This is a genomic window from Hymenobacter persicinus (genome assembly GCF_004167665.1).
Classification (GTDB): Bacteria; Bacteroidota; Bacteroidia; order Cytophagales; family Hymenobacteraceae; genus Hymenobacter; species Hymenobacter persicinus.
Genome location: NZ_SEWE01000022.1, coordinates 1 through 15,119, shown reverse-complemented (window position 1 = coordinate 15,119; position 15,119 = coordinate 1). Strand labels below are relative to the sequence as shown.

The 15,119-nt window shown below is 60.7% G+C and carries 15 protein-coding genes; 10 read left to right on the top strand and 5 right to left on the bottom strand.

What is annotated here, in order from left to right; all coding sequences use genetic code 11:
* Positions 1-6 precede the first annotated feature (6 nt).
* The 3 genes from porT to EWM57_RS11690 all read right to left on the bottom strand — a co-directional run bounded on the left by porT (position 7) and on the right by EWM57_RS11690 (position 3,790).
* Complete coding sequence (gene porT, locus EWM57_RS11700) at positions 7-705, bottom strand: type IX secretion/gliding motility protein PorT/SprT (protein WP_165370497.1); 699 nt, start codon at positions 703-705, stop codon at positions 7-9.
* Between the two features lie 35 nt (positions 706-740).
* A complete protein-coding gene (ubiE, locus tag EWM57_RS11695) occupies positions 741-1,466 on the bottom strand; it encodes a bifunctional demethylmenaquinone methyltransferase/2-methoxy-6-polyprenyl-1,4-benzoquinol methylase UbiE (protein ID WP_129921334.1) in 726 nt (241 codons plus the stop codon).
* 128 nt (positions 1,467-1,594) lie between these two features.
* Positions 1,595-3,790: an OmpA family protein gene (locus tag EWM57_RS11690; protein ID WP_129921333.1), complete on the bottom strand. Its 2,196-nt coding sequence runs from the start codon at positions 3,788-3,790 to the stop codon at positions 1,595-1,597.
* Positions 3,791-4,295: 505 nt separating this feature from the next.
* Here EWM57_RS11690 and yihA point away from each other — a divergent pair.
* The 3 genes from yihA (at position 4,296) to EWM57_RS11675 (ending at position 6,120) form a co-directional block, all read left to right on the top strand.
* The gene (gene yihA / locus EWM57_RS11685; protein WP_129921332.1) at positions 4,296-4,913 is read left to right on the top strand and encodes a ribosome biogenesis GTP-binding protein YihA/YsxC; all 618 of its coding nucleotides are present in this window, start codon (positions 4,296-4,298) and stop codon (positions 4,911-4,913) included.
* Between the two features lie 75 nt (positions 4,914-4,988).
* Positions 4,989-5,480, top strand: a complete 492-nt coding sequence (locus EWM57_RS11680; protein ID WP_129921331.1) for an energy transducer TonB — start codon at positions 4,989-4,991, stop codon at positions 5,478-5,480.
* A 31-nt stretch (positions 5,481-5,511) separates the two neighbouring features.
* On the top strand, positions 5,512-6,120 hold the full coding sequence (locus tag EWM57_RS11675; RefSeq protein ID WP_129921330.1) for a DUF5606 family protein: 609 nt from the start codon (positions 5,512-5,514) through the stop codon (positions 6,118-6,120).
* A gap of 73 nt (positions 6,121-6,193) precedes the next feature.
* Here EWM57_RS11675 and fbp read toward each other — a convergent pair whose 3' ends face one another.
* Positions 6,194-7,222: a class 1 fructose-bisphosphatase gene (gene fbp / locus EWM57_RS11670; protein WP_129921329.1), complete on the bottom strand. Its 1,029-nt coding sequence runs from the start codon at positions 7,220-7,222 to the stop codon at positions 6,194-6,196.
* 86 nt (positions 7,223-7,308) lie between these two features.
* On the opposite strand from fbp, the gene EWM57_RS11665 reads away from it, so the two are divergent.
* The 6 genes from EWM57_RS11665 to EWM57_RS11640 all read left to right on the top strand — a co-directional run bounded on the left by EWM57_RS11665 (position 7,309) and on the right by EWM57_RS11640 (position 13,520).
* A complete protein-coding gene (locus tag EWM57_RS11665) occupies positions 7,309-8,619 on the top strand; it encodes an aspartate kinase (RefSeq protein WP_129921328.1) in 1,311 nt (436 codons plus the stop codon).
* 272 nt (positions 8,620-8,891) lie between these two features.
* Complete coding sequence (locus EWM57_RS11660) at positions 8,892-9,353, top strand: Fur family transcriptional regulator (RefSeq protein ID WP_129921327.1); 462 nt, start codon at positions 8,892-8,894, stop codon at positions 9,351-9,353.
* Between the two features lie 89 nt (positions 9,354-9,442).
* On the top strand, positions 9,443-10,081 hold the full coding sequence (locus tag EWM57_RS11655) for a peroxiredoxin (protein ID WP_129921326.1): 639 nt from the start codon (positions 9,443-9,445) through the stop codon (positions 10,079-10,081).
* A 148-nt stretch (positions 10,082-10,229) separates the two neighbouring features.
* Positions 10,230-11,486 carry a 3-deoxy-D-manno-octulosonic acid transferase gene (locus EWM57_RS11650; protein WP_129921325.1) on the top strand — a complete coding sequence of 419 codons (1,257 nt, stop codon included), beginning with the start codon at positions 10,230-10,232 and terminating at the stop codon, positions 11,484-11,486.
* A gap of 125 nt (positions 11,487-11,611) precedes the next feature.
* Positions 11,612-12,538: a ribosome small subunit-dependent GTPase A gene (gene rsgA / locus EWM57_RS11645; protein ID WP_129921324.1), complete on the top strand. Its 927-nt coding sequence runs from the start codon at positions 11,612-11,614 to the stop codon at positions 12,536-12,538.
* Between the two features lie 76 nt (positions 12,539-12,614).
* A complete protein-coding gene (locus EWM57_RS11640; protein ID WP_129921323.1) occupies positions 12,615-13,520 on the top strand; it encodes an NAD(P)-dependent oxidoreductase in 906 nt (301 codons plus the stop codon).
* Positions 13,521-13,600: 80 nt separating this feature from the next.
* Here EWM57_RS11640 and EWM57_RS11635 read toward each other — a convergent pair whose 3' ends face one another.
* The gene (locus EWM57_RS11635) at positions 13,601-14,233 is read right to left on the bottom strand and encodes a fasciclin domain-containing protein (protein ID WP_129921322.1); all 633 of its coding nucleotides are present in this window, start codon (positions 14,231-14,233) and stop codon (positions 13,601-13,603) included.
* 221 nt (positions 14,234-14,454) lie between these two features.
* Between EWM57_RS11635 and EWM57_RS11630 the strand changes: the two genes are divergently transcribed.
* The gene (locus EWM57_RS11630; protein ID WP_129921321.1) at positions 14,455-14,916 is read left to right on the top strand and encodes a peptidylprolyl isomerase; all 462 of its coding nucleotides are present in this window, start codon (positions 14,455-14,457) and stop codon (positions 14,914-14,916) included.
* Positions 14,917-15,119 lie beyond the last annotated feature (203 nt).

Genomic DNA, 15,119 nt, shown 5'->3' with positions numbered 1-15,119 from the left:
CGCCGGTTATTCGATGTTCAGGTAGAGCGTCACGGTGTTGCTCTTCATGCTCTGCAGGCTGCGGCTGTACACGTCCTTGCCCGGCACCAGCAGGTTGGTCAGGCCATTGGAAAAGCGCAGCTCGGGGGCAAACTTAAACAGCGGGTAAAACAGGTCCAGGCCCACGCCGTACTCGATGGCGAAGTCGCTGGCCGTGGCCCGGAGCAGGTTGCGGGCCGGGTCCTTGCGGCGGTTGCCGACACCCACGCTCGAGCGGACGCCGCCCACGACGTACACGCGGGTGTTGCGCCGCCGGTCCGACTTGAACTTGAGCAGCAGCGGCAAGTCAATCTGGGTACCCCCGATTTCCTGGGTCAGAATGGAATCGGCGGGCGAGTAGCCGAAGGGCTTGAACTCAACCTGCCGGGTCACGAAGCTGGCGCCCGGCGTGAAGCGCAGGTTGAAGTTGGGCGCCAGGCGGGCGTCGGCAATAAAGCCCACCGACAGGCCGGGGCTGATGATGGAGTTGGCCGACACGTTGCGCGCCTGGGTGTAGGCCCTCGACTGCTCAATTTTGTAGCGCGAGAAGTTGGGCGCAATGAACATGCCGGGGTGAAACCACTTGTCGTCGTAGCCGGGCAGGTTGTCGACCGTAATCGACTTGACCTGCCCCCGGTTGCCCTTGCTGGCCCGGCTCGACTTCTGGGCCTGCGCGGCTAGCGGCAAGCCGCAGGCAACGAGAGCCAGCAGCGCCAGACGGCTTATTTTTGAGCGGTGTAGATGGAGCTTATACCGAACGTGAGGGGTTGCCATGCGGGAGTTTTGAAGCCGACTTGTTGAAGGATAGCCAGAAAGTCCGGGCCATCCGGGAAAGCCTGCACCGACTCGGGAAGGTAGGTGTAGGCGGCGCGGTCCTTGGAAATCATCTTGCCAAAGACCGGCAGAATATTCTTGAAGTAGAAGTTGTAGGCCTGCTTCATGGGGAAAGCCGTGGGCTTGGAAAACTCTAGAATCACCATCTTCCCTCCCGGGCGCAGTACGCGGTGCATTTCCTGAAGGCCCTTTTGCAGGTTTTCGAAGTTGCGCACCCCAAACGAGGCCGTTACGGCGTCGAAGTGGTTGTCGGGAAACGGCAGGTTTTCGGAGTCGCCCAGCTCGAGTTGGATGCGGTGGCTGAGGCCTTTCTCCGCCAGCTTGCGCCGTCCTACTTCCAGCATACCCTCCGAGATATCCACCCCCGTCACCGTCGTTTCCGGCGACAGGCGCAGGCTTTCGATGGCGAAGTCGGCCGTGCCGGTGGCAATATCCAGAATGCGGGCCGGCCGCAACTCCTTCAGCTCACCGACGGCCTTGCGGCGCCAGTAGATATCGGTGCCGGCACTCAGGAAGTGATTCAGGAAGTCGTACTTACCCGCAATGCTGTTAAACATCTGGGCAACCTGCGACTTCTTGCCGGCGGCATCTTCTTTATAGGGAACAACGGACATACTTCTGAGGCGAAGAACGGAAAAAACGAAGCGGAATTGCCCAAACATAACGCCCCGCGGCGCATTATGTTGAAAAAAAACGGGCCGGGCATAATGCCCGGCCCGTTCTGTACTCTTAACCAGACCGTTTAGTCGTTGTCGGTCTTCACTTTGGTTTTCTCACCGTTGGCGTCTTTGGTCTTCGCGTCGATGGTACCATCCTTGGTTTTGGTCTTCGACTCTTCGCCCGCGGGGCCTTTGGCTTTCACCTTTACTTTGTCGCTGTCCTCATCCACCTTGGTTTTCACCTTGGTGCCGTCGGCCATCTTCACCTTGCTCTTGCCGGGCTGCAGGGGTGCGCCGGTGGTCGTGGTGCCGGTCGAGCTGGCGCCCGAGGTACCGGTGCCCGTGGCGCCCGAACCAGCGCCGGGGTTCAACGTGGGCATCGTTTCACCCTCTTTCAGGATCGGACGGAATTCCACGCGACGGTTGAGCTGCATGTTCTCCGGCGAATCGTTCGGGGCATCCGGACGACGCTCGCCGTAGCTGACGGTCGTCATGCGGGTTTCGGTGATACCGCTTTTCTTCAGGTAGTTGTAGGCGGCATCAGCCCGGTTCTGACCCAGGACAATGTTGTACTCGTCGGTGTTGCGGCTGTCGCAGTGGCCTTCAATCGAGATGTTCAGACCGGGGTTAGCCTTCAGGATGCTGCTGATGTTGGCCAGCTCCTTGATCGACTCCGGACGCAGCTTGTACTTGTCGGTATCGAAGTAGATCTTCTTGAAACCGGCGTACATGGTTCCCGACGTGTCGATGTAGTCGACGTAGAAATTCTTCTCAATGACGGTCGAGTCATTGGTCGAAATCGGCACGGCAAACTCTTCGGTCGTGATGTTCTTGCTGTCTTTCGACACAGCTACCTGGTAGGTACGGCCCGAAAGCACGCTTACTTGGTAGTCGCCGGTAACGGGCTTGGTCACGTCGCGGTAGCTCAGGGCCGTTTTGTCAGCCTGGGTACCGTTGAAGACCAGCTCCACACCCGGAATGACGGTGCTGTCACGCTTGGTGAAGACCTTGCCGCGGATGATGGCGTTCTTGATGTAGTTGATGGTGTAGATGTCCTTCTCGCCGTAGCCACCGATGCGGTAGCTCGACAGGTAGGCGTACGACCCATCGGGGCTCAGACGGTAGTAGGTGTCGTCGTCAGGCGTGTTGATGGGGTAGCCCATGTTCTCGGGCGTGCCCCACTTGCGGCCGATTTCGTCGTACTCCGACTTGAAGATGTCGTAGCCGCCCATCGTGTTGTGCCCACGCGAGCTGAAGTACATCGTCTTACCGTCCTTGCTCAGGTACGGGCTGTCGTCGTCGAACTTGGTGTTGATGACGTTGCCCACCGACTTGGCTTCACCCCAGTCCCCACCGGGCTGGCGGGTGGCGTAGTAGATGTCGAGCGTGTTGTCTTCCGAGTACTTGCTGGTCGAGAAGTAAATCGTCAGGCCGTCGGGCGTGATGAAAGCATCCGACTCGAAAGCCTTCGAGTTGATTTTGTTGTTGAGCTTTTTGGGAGCCGTCCAGTCGCCGCCGGCCTTCTCCGAGTAGAAGATGTCGCCGTTTTCGTCCTGACGATACATGAGCATCTTCTGGTCGTTATCGAACACCTGGATGGAGGCATCGTGGCCTTTGCCGTTGAGCACGCCGCTCAGCGAACGGGGCTTCTCCCAGTTCTCGTCGTCGATGCGCTTGGCTTCGAAGATGTCCTCGAAGTACTCACCGTCGGAGGCAATGTTGCCTTTGTTGGTGCTGTTGGTGTTGCCGGCGCCGGTCACGTTCTCCCCGCGGGAGGTGAAAAGCAGGGTCTTGTCGTCGGCCGAAATCACCGGGCTGTGCTCGGAGAAGCTAGTGTTGATGGTCGGGCCCAGGTTCTTCACGAAGATGTCCTTGGGGCTGTTGAACTGCACCTTGGCGTTCTTGCTGTGCTGAATCAACTGCGCCAGCGCGGCTTTGCGGGTGTCCTTCTTCTTAAGCGTGGCATTGTACGCCTGGAAGTGGGAAATAGCCTCGTCGAAGTTGTAGTTCAGGTGGTCGACGCGACCCAGCCAGTACTCCACATCCTTCGACACTTTCGGCTTAAGCCGCTGCGCCTTGTAGATATAGTCGCTGGCTTTTTCTTTGTCGAAAGACATATACGCAATGCCGGCGCGGAACAAAGCCAGGGCATTGTTGGGTTCCTTAGCCAGTACCTGCTCGTAGAAAGGAATGGCGGCCCGGTAGTTCTCTTGCTCAAAGTACTTGTTCGCAGTTTTAAGCTGCTTGCGGCTGCTCTGGGCCAGGGCAGGCTGAGCCACGGCCGCGGCAAGAGCGAAGGCGCAAGAGGCTTTCAATAACCTTCTGACTAAGTTGTCCATTGTAGGAGGGGTTTGGGAATAAGGAGTTGCAGGGAGGTTCACGCAAACAGCAGCCACCAGTCGCGGCTGCTATTTTAAGAGTTGCCTCTTATACTGAAAACCCGTTCCAGGGTTAAGCCAGCAAGCTTTTTTTTCGGGGCGCAAGCGCGGAAAAAGCGAAGCACCAGGGGCTGGCCGTTGCCTAAGAAGGCAGGAAACAAGGCTCCAGTGCGGGCAAAGATAGAAATTTTATAATACGACCTTTGCCCTATCCAATTGGAAAAAAACTTTACTCGGATCTGGCTAAAAACCGCCTGGGGAAGCTGCTTTTGGCCTTTACGACGGGAAGCAGGCCGCGCAAATATAGGGGCGCTTTGTAAATAACAAGGATTTTTAAAGAAAATTTATGATTCGGGCGCCCCGGCGCATTCCCTTACCTTTGCACCCGCAACTCGCCTTTCCGCTTATGATTATCCGCGAAGCAAAATTTTTGATGAGCAACTCACGGGTGGACCAGTGTCCGCCGCCCGTGCTGCCCGAATACGCTTTCATTGGGCGCTCCAACGTGGGCAAGTCCTCCCTGATTAATATGCTCACGGGGCAGAAGGGCCTGGCCAAAACCTCGTCGTTGCCCGGCAAAACCCAGCTCATCAACCACTTTTTGATCAACGACAGCTGGTACTTGGTCGACCTGCCCGGCTACGGCTACGCCAAGGTCAGCAAAGTCTCGCGGGCGGCCTGGCTGAAGATGATCAACTATTATATGCGGCACCGGGAAAACCTGGCCTGCGTGTTTGTACTCATCGACTCCCGCCACGAGCCCCAGGCCGTGGATCTGGAGTTTATGGAAATGCTCGGCAACGAGGGCGTGCCCTTCGTGATGGTGTTTACCAAAACCGACAAGCTCTCGGGCTCCCGCACCCAGCAGAACGTGGCGTCCTACCTGCAGAAGATGGGCGAAAGCTGGGACGAGCTACCCCGCCATTTTATTACTTCGGCCGAGGAAAAGACCGGCCGCGAGGAAGTCCTCGGCTTTATTGAGGAGGTAAACCGGCAGTTGGCCCAAACGGCCGATAATGCGTAGATTGGCCCCGTAATTGCCAAGCCCAGCGCCGCAACATTTCCTCATTCCCATCCCTTTTTTCTCTCCGGTTTTTCCATGAAAAAAATCACATTTGTGCTGGCCCTGGGCCTGTTGGCCGGATCTGCCCCGGCGTTTGCGCAAAAAACCAAAGTCAAGGTGAAAAGTGACGGCCCGACGCCCGAGCTGACCACCCCAGCCCCCGCCGAAGCTCCCGCGCCGGCGGCTACTCCCGCACCCGGCCACGTCGGCAAGTCCATTCCGGTGGCCGAGTACTACGAAGGCGGGCAGGACGCCATGTACGAGTTCATCGAAAAAGAGCTGAAGTACCCGATAATGGCGCGCCGCAACCGCATTCAGGGCACCTGCATCGTGAGCTTCACGCTTAATACCGACGGCACCATGAGCGGCATCAAGCTGGTGAAGAACGTGGGCGGCGGCTGCGGGGAAGAAGCCCTGCGCCTGACCCGGCTGCTGAAGTTCAACAAGCCAAGCTACGCCGTGCTGACCAGCCTGCCGATTGTATTTAAGCTGCCTACGCCCACCAAGGAGGCCACGCCGACCGAATAAATTTGCATTTTCTTACCCAACTGCTTTTTCTATGCCCTACGACCTGAAGGAAATTGCCGCCATCAGCGGAATGCCTGGCCTCTACCGTCTGATCAGCCCCACCCGCGCGGGCGTCATCGTCGAATCACTGACCGAAAACGGTAAGCGCTCCGTGGCTTCGGCCCGCAACAAGGTTTCGCTGCTGCACGAAATTTCCATCTACACCCAGGACTACGACCAGACCGTGCCCCTGACGGAGGTGTTTGACCGCATTCACCAGCAGTTCGGCACCGACCTGGCCGTGACCAACAAGTCGGACGACCGGGATCTGACCGCCTTCATGGGCGCCATCATTCCCGACTACGACCGGGAGCGGGTGTATATGTCCGACATCAAGAAACTGGTTTCGTGGTACAAAGCCGTGAGCAGCAGCCTGGAATACCAGGCTCCGGCCGTGGAGGAAGAAACGGAAACGGCCGCTACGGCTCCCGCAGAAGCTAAGCCGAAAGCCAAGAAGAAAGCTGCCAAGGCCGACGAGCCCGCCGCCGAGGAAGCGTTGAGCACCGCCGGCATCATCCCGGCCGAGGCGGAGTCGACGGAGCCCATCAATCCGGAAATCACGACGGAGAAGCCCGCCAAGAAAGGCAAGAAAAAGGAGTAGCTCCTCCCCGCTTCGTGCATAAAAAAGGCCACCCGGAAGCGGGTGGCCTTTTTTGATGGGCTGGAAGGTCGCTTTACTTAAGCGCCTCAACCGCAGACGCACTGTGCTCCCGGGCCATAAACTCCTCCGCCTTTTCGACCAGCTCCGTCGAGCCGATGAACAGCGGGCACCGGTCGTGCAGACCCTTGGGCTCGAGCTCCATGGTGCGGGTGCGGCCGTCGCTGGACTTGCCGCCGGCCTGCTCCACAATGAACGCCAGGGCGTTGCACTCGTACATGAGGCGCAGCTTGCCGTTGGGCGACTTTTTCGTGGCCGGGTAGATGTAGATGCCGCCCTTGAGCAGGTTGCGGTGGAAGTCGGCTACCAACGAGCCGATGTAGCGGGCCGAGTAGTTCTGCTGCTTGCAGTAGGCCACGTAGGCCGCCATGGCTTCCGAGAAGTGCTCCGAGCTACCTTCGTTGATGGAGTAAACCGAGCCGGTTTTGGGCGAGGTAATCTGGGGGTGCGAGAGGAAGAATTCGCCCAGGCTGGGCTCGTAGGTGAAGCCGTTGACGCCATTGCCGGTGGTGTACACCATCATGGTGCTGGAGCCGTAAATCACGTAGCCGGCCGCCACCTGGTTGGTGCCGGTCTGCATGCAGTCCTGCTCGGTGCCCTCGTTGCCGGTCGGCGACACCCGGCGGTAGATGCTGAAGATCGTACCGATGCTCACGTTCACGTCGATGTTGGAGGAGCCGTCGAGCGGGTCGATGGCCACCACGTACTTGCCCTGCACGTTGCCGGTTTGGATCATCTCCTCGTCTTCTTCGGAAATGATGGTGCAGACCTCGCCACCGTTGCGCAAGGCCCGGATGAAGCGAATGTTAGCAATTACGTCGAGCTTCTGCTGCTCCTCGCCCTGCACGTTGCGGTTGCCGTAGGCCCCGGCAATGTCAATCAGGCCCGAACGGTTAATCTCGCGGTTCACGATTTTGGCCGCCAGGGCAATGTCGCGCAGCAATTGGGAAAGCTCCCCGGTGGCGTAGGGAAAGTCTTCCTGCTTGCGCATGATGAAGCGGTCCAGGGTGGTACCGACGGGTAAAGCCAGTTTGTTGTGATCCATAAATGGGTGGAAGAATGAGCAGTGGGACTGGCCTACAAAACTAAGCTTTTTCGCCACATCTGCGGCGTGCTGCCTACTTTTGGGCCATGCAGGAACAGCTCGCTCTGAAGGTTTACAAGTTCGGTGGCGCCTCGGTGAAGGACGCCACGGCCATCCGCAATCTGGTCGAAATTGTGCAGCAGCACCGGTCCCAGGGCCCGCTGGTGGTGGTGGTGTCAGCCATGGGCAAAACCACGAATGCGCTGGAGGCCATCTTCGCTTTGGCCTTTGCCCGCCAGGATTACGCCCCGCCCCTGGCCCAGCTGATCAGCTTTCACCGCACGGCCCTGCAGGAGCTTTCCGGCGGCTTCGGCCCTGGTACCGCCGCCACCCTGGAACAGGAGTTTGAAGCGGTTTTTCGCCAGCTCGCCGCCCAGCTCGCGGAGGTGAGCCCGACCCAGGACTACGACGCGCAGTACGACCAAATCGTGAGCTGCGGGGAGCTGCTGGCCTCCAAGCTCATTGCCGGCGTGCTTCACGACACTCACCCTACCCGCTGGCTTGACTGCCGCCCCCTACTGCGCACCGACGACTGCTGGCGCGAGGCCCGCATCGACTGGCTCACGACCGAGGCCAACCTGCGCACCACCGTGCCCAAGCAGCTGCGCGAGGCCTCCGTGCTGGTGACGCAGGGGTTCGTGGGCGGCACCCGCGACGGCCGCACCACCACGCTGGGCCGGGAAGGCTCCGACTATACGGCGGCCATTTTTGCCTACTGCCTGCAGGCCAAGTCGGTGACTATCTGGAAGGACGTGGCCGGGCTGCTCAACGCCGACCCCAAGTTTTTCGCCGACCCGGTGCGCTACCCGGAAATCAGCTACCAGGAAACCATCGAAATGGCGTACTACGGGGCCTCGGTCATTCACCCCAAGACCATCAAGCCCTTGGCCGTGCGGCAGATTCCACTGTTCGTGAAGTCGTTCCTGGACCCCGCCGCCGAGGGCACGCGCATCGGGGACTGCCGGCACGAGCTGCTGGCCCCGGCCTTTATCCGCAAGACCGGGCAGGTGCTGATTTCGTTTGAGTCGAAGGACCTGACTTTTATTTCGGAGGAAAACCTGGAGGTGATTTTTGGGGCCCTGGCCCAGGTCCGGCTCAAGATTAACATGATGCAGAACTCGGCCATTTCCTTCTCAGTCTGCACCGACTTTGCCGCCTTCCGCCTGGAGAAGCTGCTCGGGCAGCTGCGCGAGCAGTTCACGATTCACTACAACACCGGGCTGGAACTCTACACCATCAAAAACTACGACGCGGCCAGCATTCGGCGCCTGATCGAGGGCCGGGAGGTCCTGCTCGAGCAGCGCACCCGCCAGACCTTCCAGGTGGTGTGCCGGGGCGGCACGGAGTTCATTGCCTGAGCTACCGGCGCAGGTCCCAGCCGGCCGTTTGCATCCCTAGCCACGGGGGTAACTACTGGCTACATCATTTAGCAACACTCAGTATATAATGCACGTTTTCTGAATATTACACCAACGAATATCAAGTATTGACCCAAGTAACTTACACTCAACTTTCAGCTACTTTTCCCCCGTGGCGGGCACGGCTGCCCGGATAATTCCGGCCGGCTGATAAAACCTTTTCAGCGCGGTTTTCCTTCTACGCTTACCTTTGCGGAGAATCATTCTTACCTGTGCAGCCAGCTTCTTCCTCTTCTTCTCCCCCCCATCCCGTTGATGCCAGCCCCGCCGCCTTACGGGACAAGCTGGCGCTGACGGGGCTGCGCGCCACCCGGCAGCGCCTCGTGATTCTGGAGAGTCTGCTGCTGCTGCCGGGCCACCCCACGGCTGAGCAGGTGCACCGGCGCATCCGCCCGGCCCACCCCACGCTTTCCCTGGGCACGGTCTATAAAACGCTCGACAGCTTCGTGGCGGCGGGCCTGGTGCGGCGCGTGGCGGCGGCCGAAGGCAGCTCCCGGCGCTTCGATGCCGACTGCTCGGCCCACCACCACCTGCACTGCACCGATACGCAGGAAATCATCGACTACTGCGACCCCCAGCTCGACGCGCTGATTGCCGACTTCTTCGCCGCCCGTGGGTTGCCTGGCTTCCGGCCCCGCTCCTTTTCCCTGCACATCACCGGCACCAAAACCTGACGCGCGGGGGTAGCCCAACCTTTCGCCCCCGCTGCTTCCGCTGACTTCTTACCTAGTACAATACCCTTTTCACTTTTACATTCCACAACATGGCAGTTCTCGTTGGCAAACGTGCTCCTTCTTTCAAGGCTACGGCCGTAATCGACAGCGAATTCGAAGAGGATTTCTCCCTCGACCGCTACCTGGGCAAGAAGCACGTTATCTTCTACTTCTACCCCGCCGACTTCACCTTCGTGTGCCCCACTGAAATCATTGCCTTCCAGGAGCGCCTGGCTGATTTTGAGGCCAAGGGCGTGGCCATCGTCGGGTGCTCGACCGATACCCACTTCTCCCACTTCGCCTGGCTGCAGACGCCCCGCGACAATGGCGGCATTCAGGGCGTAACCTACCCGCTGGTGGCCGACGCGACCAAAACCATTGCGGCCAACTACGACGTGCTCGGCGGCCACTATGACTACAACGAGGCCGGCGAAATGGTCTTCGTAGGCTCGCCCCTGGCCTACCGCGGCCTGTTCCTGATTGACAAAGACGGCATCGTGCGCCACCAAGTGGTCAACGACGGTCCGCTGGGCCGCAGCATCGACGAGGCCATGCGCATGGTCGACGCCCTGCAGTACTTCGAGGTGAAAGGCGAAGTATGCCCCGCCAACTGGGAGGAAGGCAAGGAGGCGATGGAGGCTACCCGCGAAGGTGTAGCCAACTACCTCGGCAAGCAGGGCGCCCACTAAGCACCCCGCCACGCAAGCGTAAGAAAGCCCCGACCAACTGGTTGGGGCTTTTTTCGTTTGCCGGCCGGCAAACGCCTATTTTTGCTCGGCGCTTTGACCGGGTTTTCTCCGACCCAGGATCTAAGTCCTCCGCCCTAACTCCCAGCCTTTGCTTTTTCTGTATTCCCTCGGCCTCCAGCTCTACGCCCTGCTTCTGCGAGTGGTGGCACCCTTTGTGCCCAAAGCGGCGCAGTGGACCAAGGGCCGGCGCGGCCTGCTGCCCCACATCCGGCAGGCGCTGGCCGCCGAAACGGCCCCGCGGGTGTGGTTTCACTGCGCCTCCCTGGGCGAGTTTGAGCAGGGCCGCCCCCTGCTCGAAGCTTTCCGGCAGGCCCACCCCGACTACAAAATTGTGCTGACGTTTTTCTCGCCTTCGGGCTACGAAATCCGCAAAAGCTGGCCCGGCGCCGACTACGTGTTTTACCTACCCCTCGATACGGCCGCCAACGCCTGCGCTTTCCTGGATGCCGTGCAGCCCCGGCTGGCGGTATTTGTGAAGTACGAGTTCTGGTACTACTTCCTCACGGCCCTGCACCAGCGCCAGATTCCGGTGATTTGCGTGTCGGCCATCTTCCGACCCAACCAGGTGTTTTTCAAGCCCTGGGGTGGCCTATTCCGCCGGATTCTGCGCAGCTTCACCCATATCTTCACCCAGAATGAGGAGTCGACGGAGCTGCTGCGGAAGCTGGGCCTGCGCCAGGTCAGCACGGCCGGCGACACCCGCTTCGACACGGTGGTGGCCACGGCCGCGGCCACGGCCCGGGAGCTACCCGTGCTGTCCGCCTTCGCCGCCGACGGTGCCCCGGTGCTGGTGGTAGGCAGCAGCTGGCCCGCCGACGTGACCATGCTCACGCCCGCGCTACGGGAACTGGCACCCGCGGCTATGCGCGTCATTGTGGCACCCCACGAGCTGCACGAAACCGGGCTGCGGCAGGTGGACGAGCTGCTGCCCGGCCAGGTGCTGCGCTACTCCCAAGCCACGCCCGAAACGGCGCCCGCGGCCCGCATCCTGCTCATCGACTCCATCGGGCTGCTGCGGGAACTGTACCGCTACGGGTCGGTGGCCTACGTGGGCGGGGCCTTCGGCAAGGGTCTGCACAACACGCTGGAAGCGGCCGTATTCGGCCTGCCCCTGCTGTTTGGGCCCAATTTCGGCAAGTTCCAGGAAGCCCGGGACCTGGTCCAGCAAGGTGGTGCCGATGCCGTGCAAGATGCGGAGGAGCTGGAAACCGCCCTGAAATTTCTGATTTTCAACCCGGACCAGCGCCAGCCCATCGTGGCCCAAAACAAGGAGTACGTCCGGGCCAAGGCCGGCGCCACGGCCACCATCATGACCTGGCTTGGTGGTGAAATGGTGAACAGATGAAATGGTGAGTTTACTGTTCGATTTGCGCAAGCGGCGCAAAACCGCGCCAGCTGAACGGCAATTCACCATCTCACTAACCCGCAATTTCACCAGCTCACCACTTCACCATTTCACCAACTCACCATATGACCGGCATCGTTGTTAAATCTACCGGCTCGTGGTACCTCGTGCGGGAAACGGCCACCGGGCAGCTGCACCGCTGCCGCCTGCGGGGCAAGTTCAAGAACAAGAACCTGAAGGTGAGCAACCCGCTGGCCGTCGGCGACCAGGTGGAGTTCACCGTGGAGGAGCAGACCGAGGGTGCGGGCGTGATTCACCACATCGAACCCCGGCGCAACTACATCATCCGCCGCTCGGTGCACAAAAGTGAGCACGCCCACATTGTGGCGGCCAACCTCGACCTGGCTTTGCTGGTGGTCACGCTCGTGTCGCCGGCCACCTCGTTCGGGTTTATCGACCGGTTTCTGGTCACGGCCGAGGCCTACGGCATTCCCGTGCAGCTCATCTTCAATAAAGTAGACCTCTACGACGAGGAGTTGGCCGGCTACCAGGAGCAGATTCTGAAAATGTACCGCCGCACCGGCTACGAGGGGTTGCGCTGCTCGGCCCATACCGGCGAGGGCCTGGCCGACATCGACGCCCTGCTCGACGGCCGGGTCACGCTGCTCTCGGGACACTCGGGGGTCGGTAAAAGCACGCTTATCAACGCCCTGGTGCCCGATCTGGACATCAAGACCTCGGAAATCAGTGAGTTTTCGGACAAGGGCGTGCACACCACCACCTTCGCCGAGATGCTGGAAGTACGCCCCGGCACCTACATTATCGATACGCCGGGCATCAAGGAGCTGGGGCTCGTGGATATTCCGCCCGCCCAGCTGGCGCACTACTTTCCCGAGATGCGCGCGTTGCTCAACCAGTGCCGCTACCACAACTGCCAGCACGTGCACGAGCCGGGCTGCGCCGTCCGCGAGGCCGTCGACAAGGGCAAGATTGCCCTGCCCCGCTACGACAGCTACCTGAGCATGCTCGCCGACCAGGACAACCGCCACTAGCTCCGGTACCCACCGTGGGCCGCGGCGCCGGAATAAAAAACGGGAACAATTGGCTTTGGCGGCGGTTTTGGCAGCTATGACTGCATCCAAGAATCTGAACGTTGCCTTTATCGGCCTGGGCCAGATGGGCCTGGCGCTGGCCACCAACCTGCTTAAAGCCGGCTACCCCCTCACCGTCTATAACCGCACTGCCAGCAAAGCGGCCGACCTCGTGGCGCAGGGTGCGCGGCTGGCCGCCTCCCCCGCCGAAGCCGCCCGCCACGCCGACGTGGTTTTCACCATGGTCACCGACGACGCGGCCCTGACCGACCTGACCACCGGCCCCGAGGGCCTATTACATGGCCTGCCCAAGGGTGCCATCCACGTATCGTGCAGCACTGTGGCTCCTGATACCAACCGGCAGCTGGCCGAGGCACACGCCAAGCACGGGACCACGCTCGTGGCCGCGCCGGTATTTGGCAAGCCCGATGCCGCCGCCGCGGCCAAGCTCTGGATTGCCACCAGCGGTCCGGCGGCCGCCAAGTCCACCAGTGCGCCCCTGCTGACGGTGCTGGGCCAGGGCACCCACGACTTCGGCGACGAGGTGGGCGCGGCCAACGTGGTCAAGCTCTGCGGCAACTTTATGCTGGGCGCGGCCATCGAGGCCATGGCCGAGGCGTTTACATTGGCCCAGAAAAGCGGCCTCGGGCGTGAGCAGGTTTACGACTTTTTCACCAGCACCATCTTCGCCGCCCCGGTGTACAAAAGTTACGGCAAGCTCATTGCCACCGAGCACTACCAGCCCGTGGGCGCGGCGCCGGCCATTATCCGCAAGGACCTGAAGCTGGTGCTGCGCGAGGCCCAGGAGCACTTGGTGCCCATGCCCTTCGCCAATATCGTCTTCGACCAGCTGTCGGCCACCGTGGCCCTGAACAAGCCGGACGTGGATTGGGCCAGCTTCGCCGAGCGGGTATCGGAAAACGCCGGGCTGGGCAAGCGCTAAGCCCCCGCGCCGAACAACCTGAACGCAAAAAAGCCCCGCGGCCGAAACAGCGGGGCTTTTTTGTTGGTCTGGCGAGCCGCTTACTGGGCCGGAGCCGGCGGCAGCAGCACTTGGTCGATGACGTGAGTCACGCCGTTGCTCGATACCACGTCGGGAATCTGCACGGTGGCGCCGTTGATCATCACCTTGCCGTCCTTCACCGACACTTTCACTTTCTCACCGTTCATGGTGGTCAGCTCCTGGCCGTCCTTGAGGTCGGAGGCCAGCAGGCGGCCGGCAATAACGTGGTAGGTCAGCACGCCCTTGAGCTTTTCCTTGCTCTCGGGCTTCATCAGGCCATCCAGCGCGCCTTTAGGCAGGGAGATGAAAGCCGAGTTGGTGGGCGCAAACACCGTGAACGGGCCGGGGCCGCTGAGGGTGCCGCCCAGGTCGGCGGCCGACACGGCCTTGATGAGCGTGCTCACGCTGGCAGCCTGCACGGCATTCTGGATAATGGTTTTGTCGGGCGTCATGGCCACGCCGTCCACCATCACGCCCTCGGGCTTGCCCATGCGGGCCGAGTCGGTCGACATGTTAGCCGAGTCGGCAATGACGGCGGCTTCGGTGGCGGTGGTGGTTTCGGTGGTTTTGGGGTCGCCGCAGCTGCTGAGGCCGGCGGCCAGCAGGCCGGCAGCGCCGAAAGCGAGGGAGACGTCGCGCAGAGTCTTTTTCATCGGAAACGGAACGGGGTTGGGATTGGAACTGGTGGAGATGGTTGAGTTGGGGCCAATATCGGGATATTCAGTTTCCGATATGGTAATTCTGCTTACGAAACTCCGCCGTAGGCCGGATGTTCAGCCCGCGGCCGATATTGGCTACCTTTGCCACCGACCCCGCGGGGCTGCGGCCCGTATAGCCCGGGGTTACTTTTCCATCTACCATTTCTTTCTTCCGCATGAAAACTGCCGAAATCCACACCAGCAAAGGTGTTATGAAAGTGGAGTTCTACGACCAGGACGCCCCCAAGACGGTGAAAAACTTCACTGACCTGGCCGAGAAAGGCTTTTACGACGGCCTCAAGTTTCACCGCGTCATTCCCAACTTCGTGATTCAGGGCGGCTGCCCCAACTCCCGCGACGGCGCCAAGGGCACGCCCGGCACCGGCGGCCCCGGCTACAAAATTGAGTGCGAAACCAAGGGCGGCCACCAGTACCACGAGCGGGGCGCGCTGAGCATGGCCCACGCCGGCAAAAACACCGGCGGCTCCCAGTTCTTCATCGTCCATGACCGCCAGAACACGGCTCACCTCGACGGGGTGCACACCGTATTCGGCAAAGTCGTGGAAGGCGTCGACGTTATCGACCAGATCAAGCCCAACGACGAGATTCAGAAGATTGTCGTGCGTGAGGAGGCCTAGGCTTCTTTTTAGATAAAGCCCCAAAAAGCCGCTGGTCTGCCAGCGGCTTTTTTTATGCGCGAGCCCCAAGGCGGGCCCGGCGCGGGAGCCTAGCGGTGGAAGAAGCGGTAGAGCGGGCCGTGGGGCTGGCTGCCGCGGTATACTTTGTAGTTGGGCCGGTGCAAAACAACGCGCCCCTTGCTGACGGCCCGCACGTAGGGCGA

What these genes read in the sequence shown, in the direction of transcription:
- ubiE (WP_129921334.1), bottom strand. Translation starts at nt 1,466, where the DNA reads ATGTCCGTTGTTCCCTATAAAGAAGATGCCGCCGGCAAGAAGTCGCAG.
- yihA (WP_129921332.1), top strand. Translation starts at nt 4,296, where the DNA reads ATGATTATCCGCGAAGCAAAATTTTTGATGAGCAACTCACGGGTGGAC.
- EWM57_RS11680 (WP_129921331.1), top strand. Translation starts at nt 4,989, where the DNA reads ATGAAAAAAATCACATTTGTGCTGGCCCTGGGCCTGTTGGCCGGATCT.
- EWM57_RS11675 (WP_129921330.1), top strand. Translation starts at nt 5,512, where the DNA reads ATGCCCTACGACCTGAAGGAAATTGCCGCCATCAGCGGAATGCCTGGC.
- fbp (WP_129921329.1), bottom strand. Translation starts at nt 7,222, where the DNA reads ATGGATCACAACAAACTGGCTTTACCCGTCGGTACCACCCTGGACCGC.
- EWM57_RS11665 (WP_129921328.1), top strand. Translation starts at nt 7,309, where the DNA reads ATGCAGGAACAGCTCGCTCTGAAGGTTTACAAGTTCGGTGGCGCCTCG.
- EWM57_RS11655 (WP_129921326.1), top strand. Translation starts at nt 9,443, where the DNA reads ATGGCAGTTCTCGTTGGCAAACGTGCTCCTTCTTTCAAGGCTACGGCC.
- rsgA (WP_129921324.1), top strand. Translation starts at nt 11,612, where the DNA reads ATGACCGGCATCGTTGTTAAATCTACCGGCTCGTGGTACCTCGTGCGG.
- EWM57_RS11640 (WP_129921323.1), top strand. Translation starts at nt 12,615, where the DNA reads ATGACTGCATCCAAGAATCTGAACGTTGCCTTTATCGGCCTGGGCCAG.
- EWM57_RS11635 (WP_129921322.1), bottom strand. Translation starts at nt 14,233, where the DNA reads ATGAAAAAGACTCTGCGCGACGTCTCCCTCGCTTTCGGCGCTGCCGGC.
- EWM57_RS11630 (WP_129921321.1), top strand. Translation starts at nt 14,455, where the DNA reads ATGAAAACTGCCGAAATCCACACCAGCAAAGGTGTTATGAAAGTGGAG.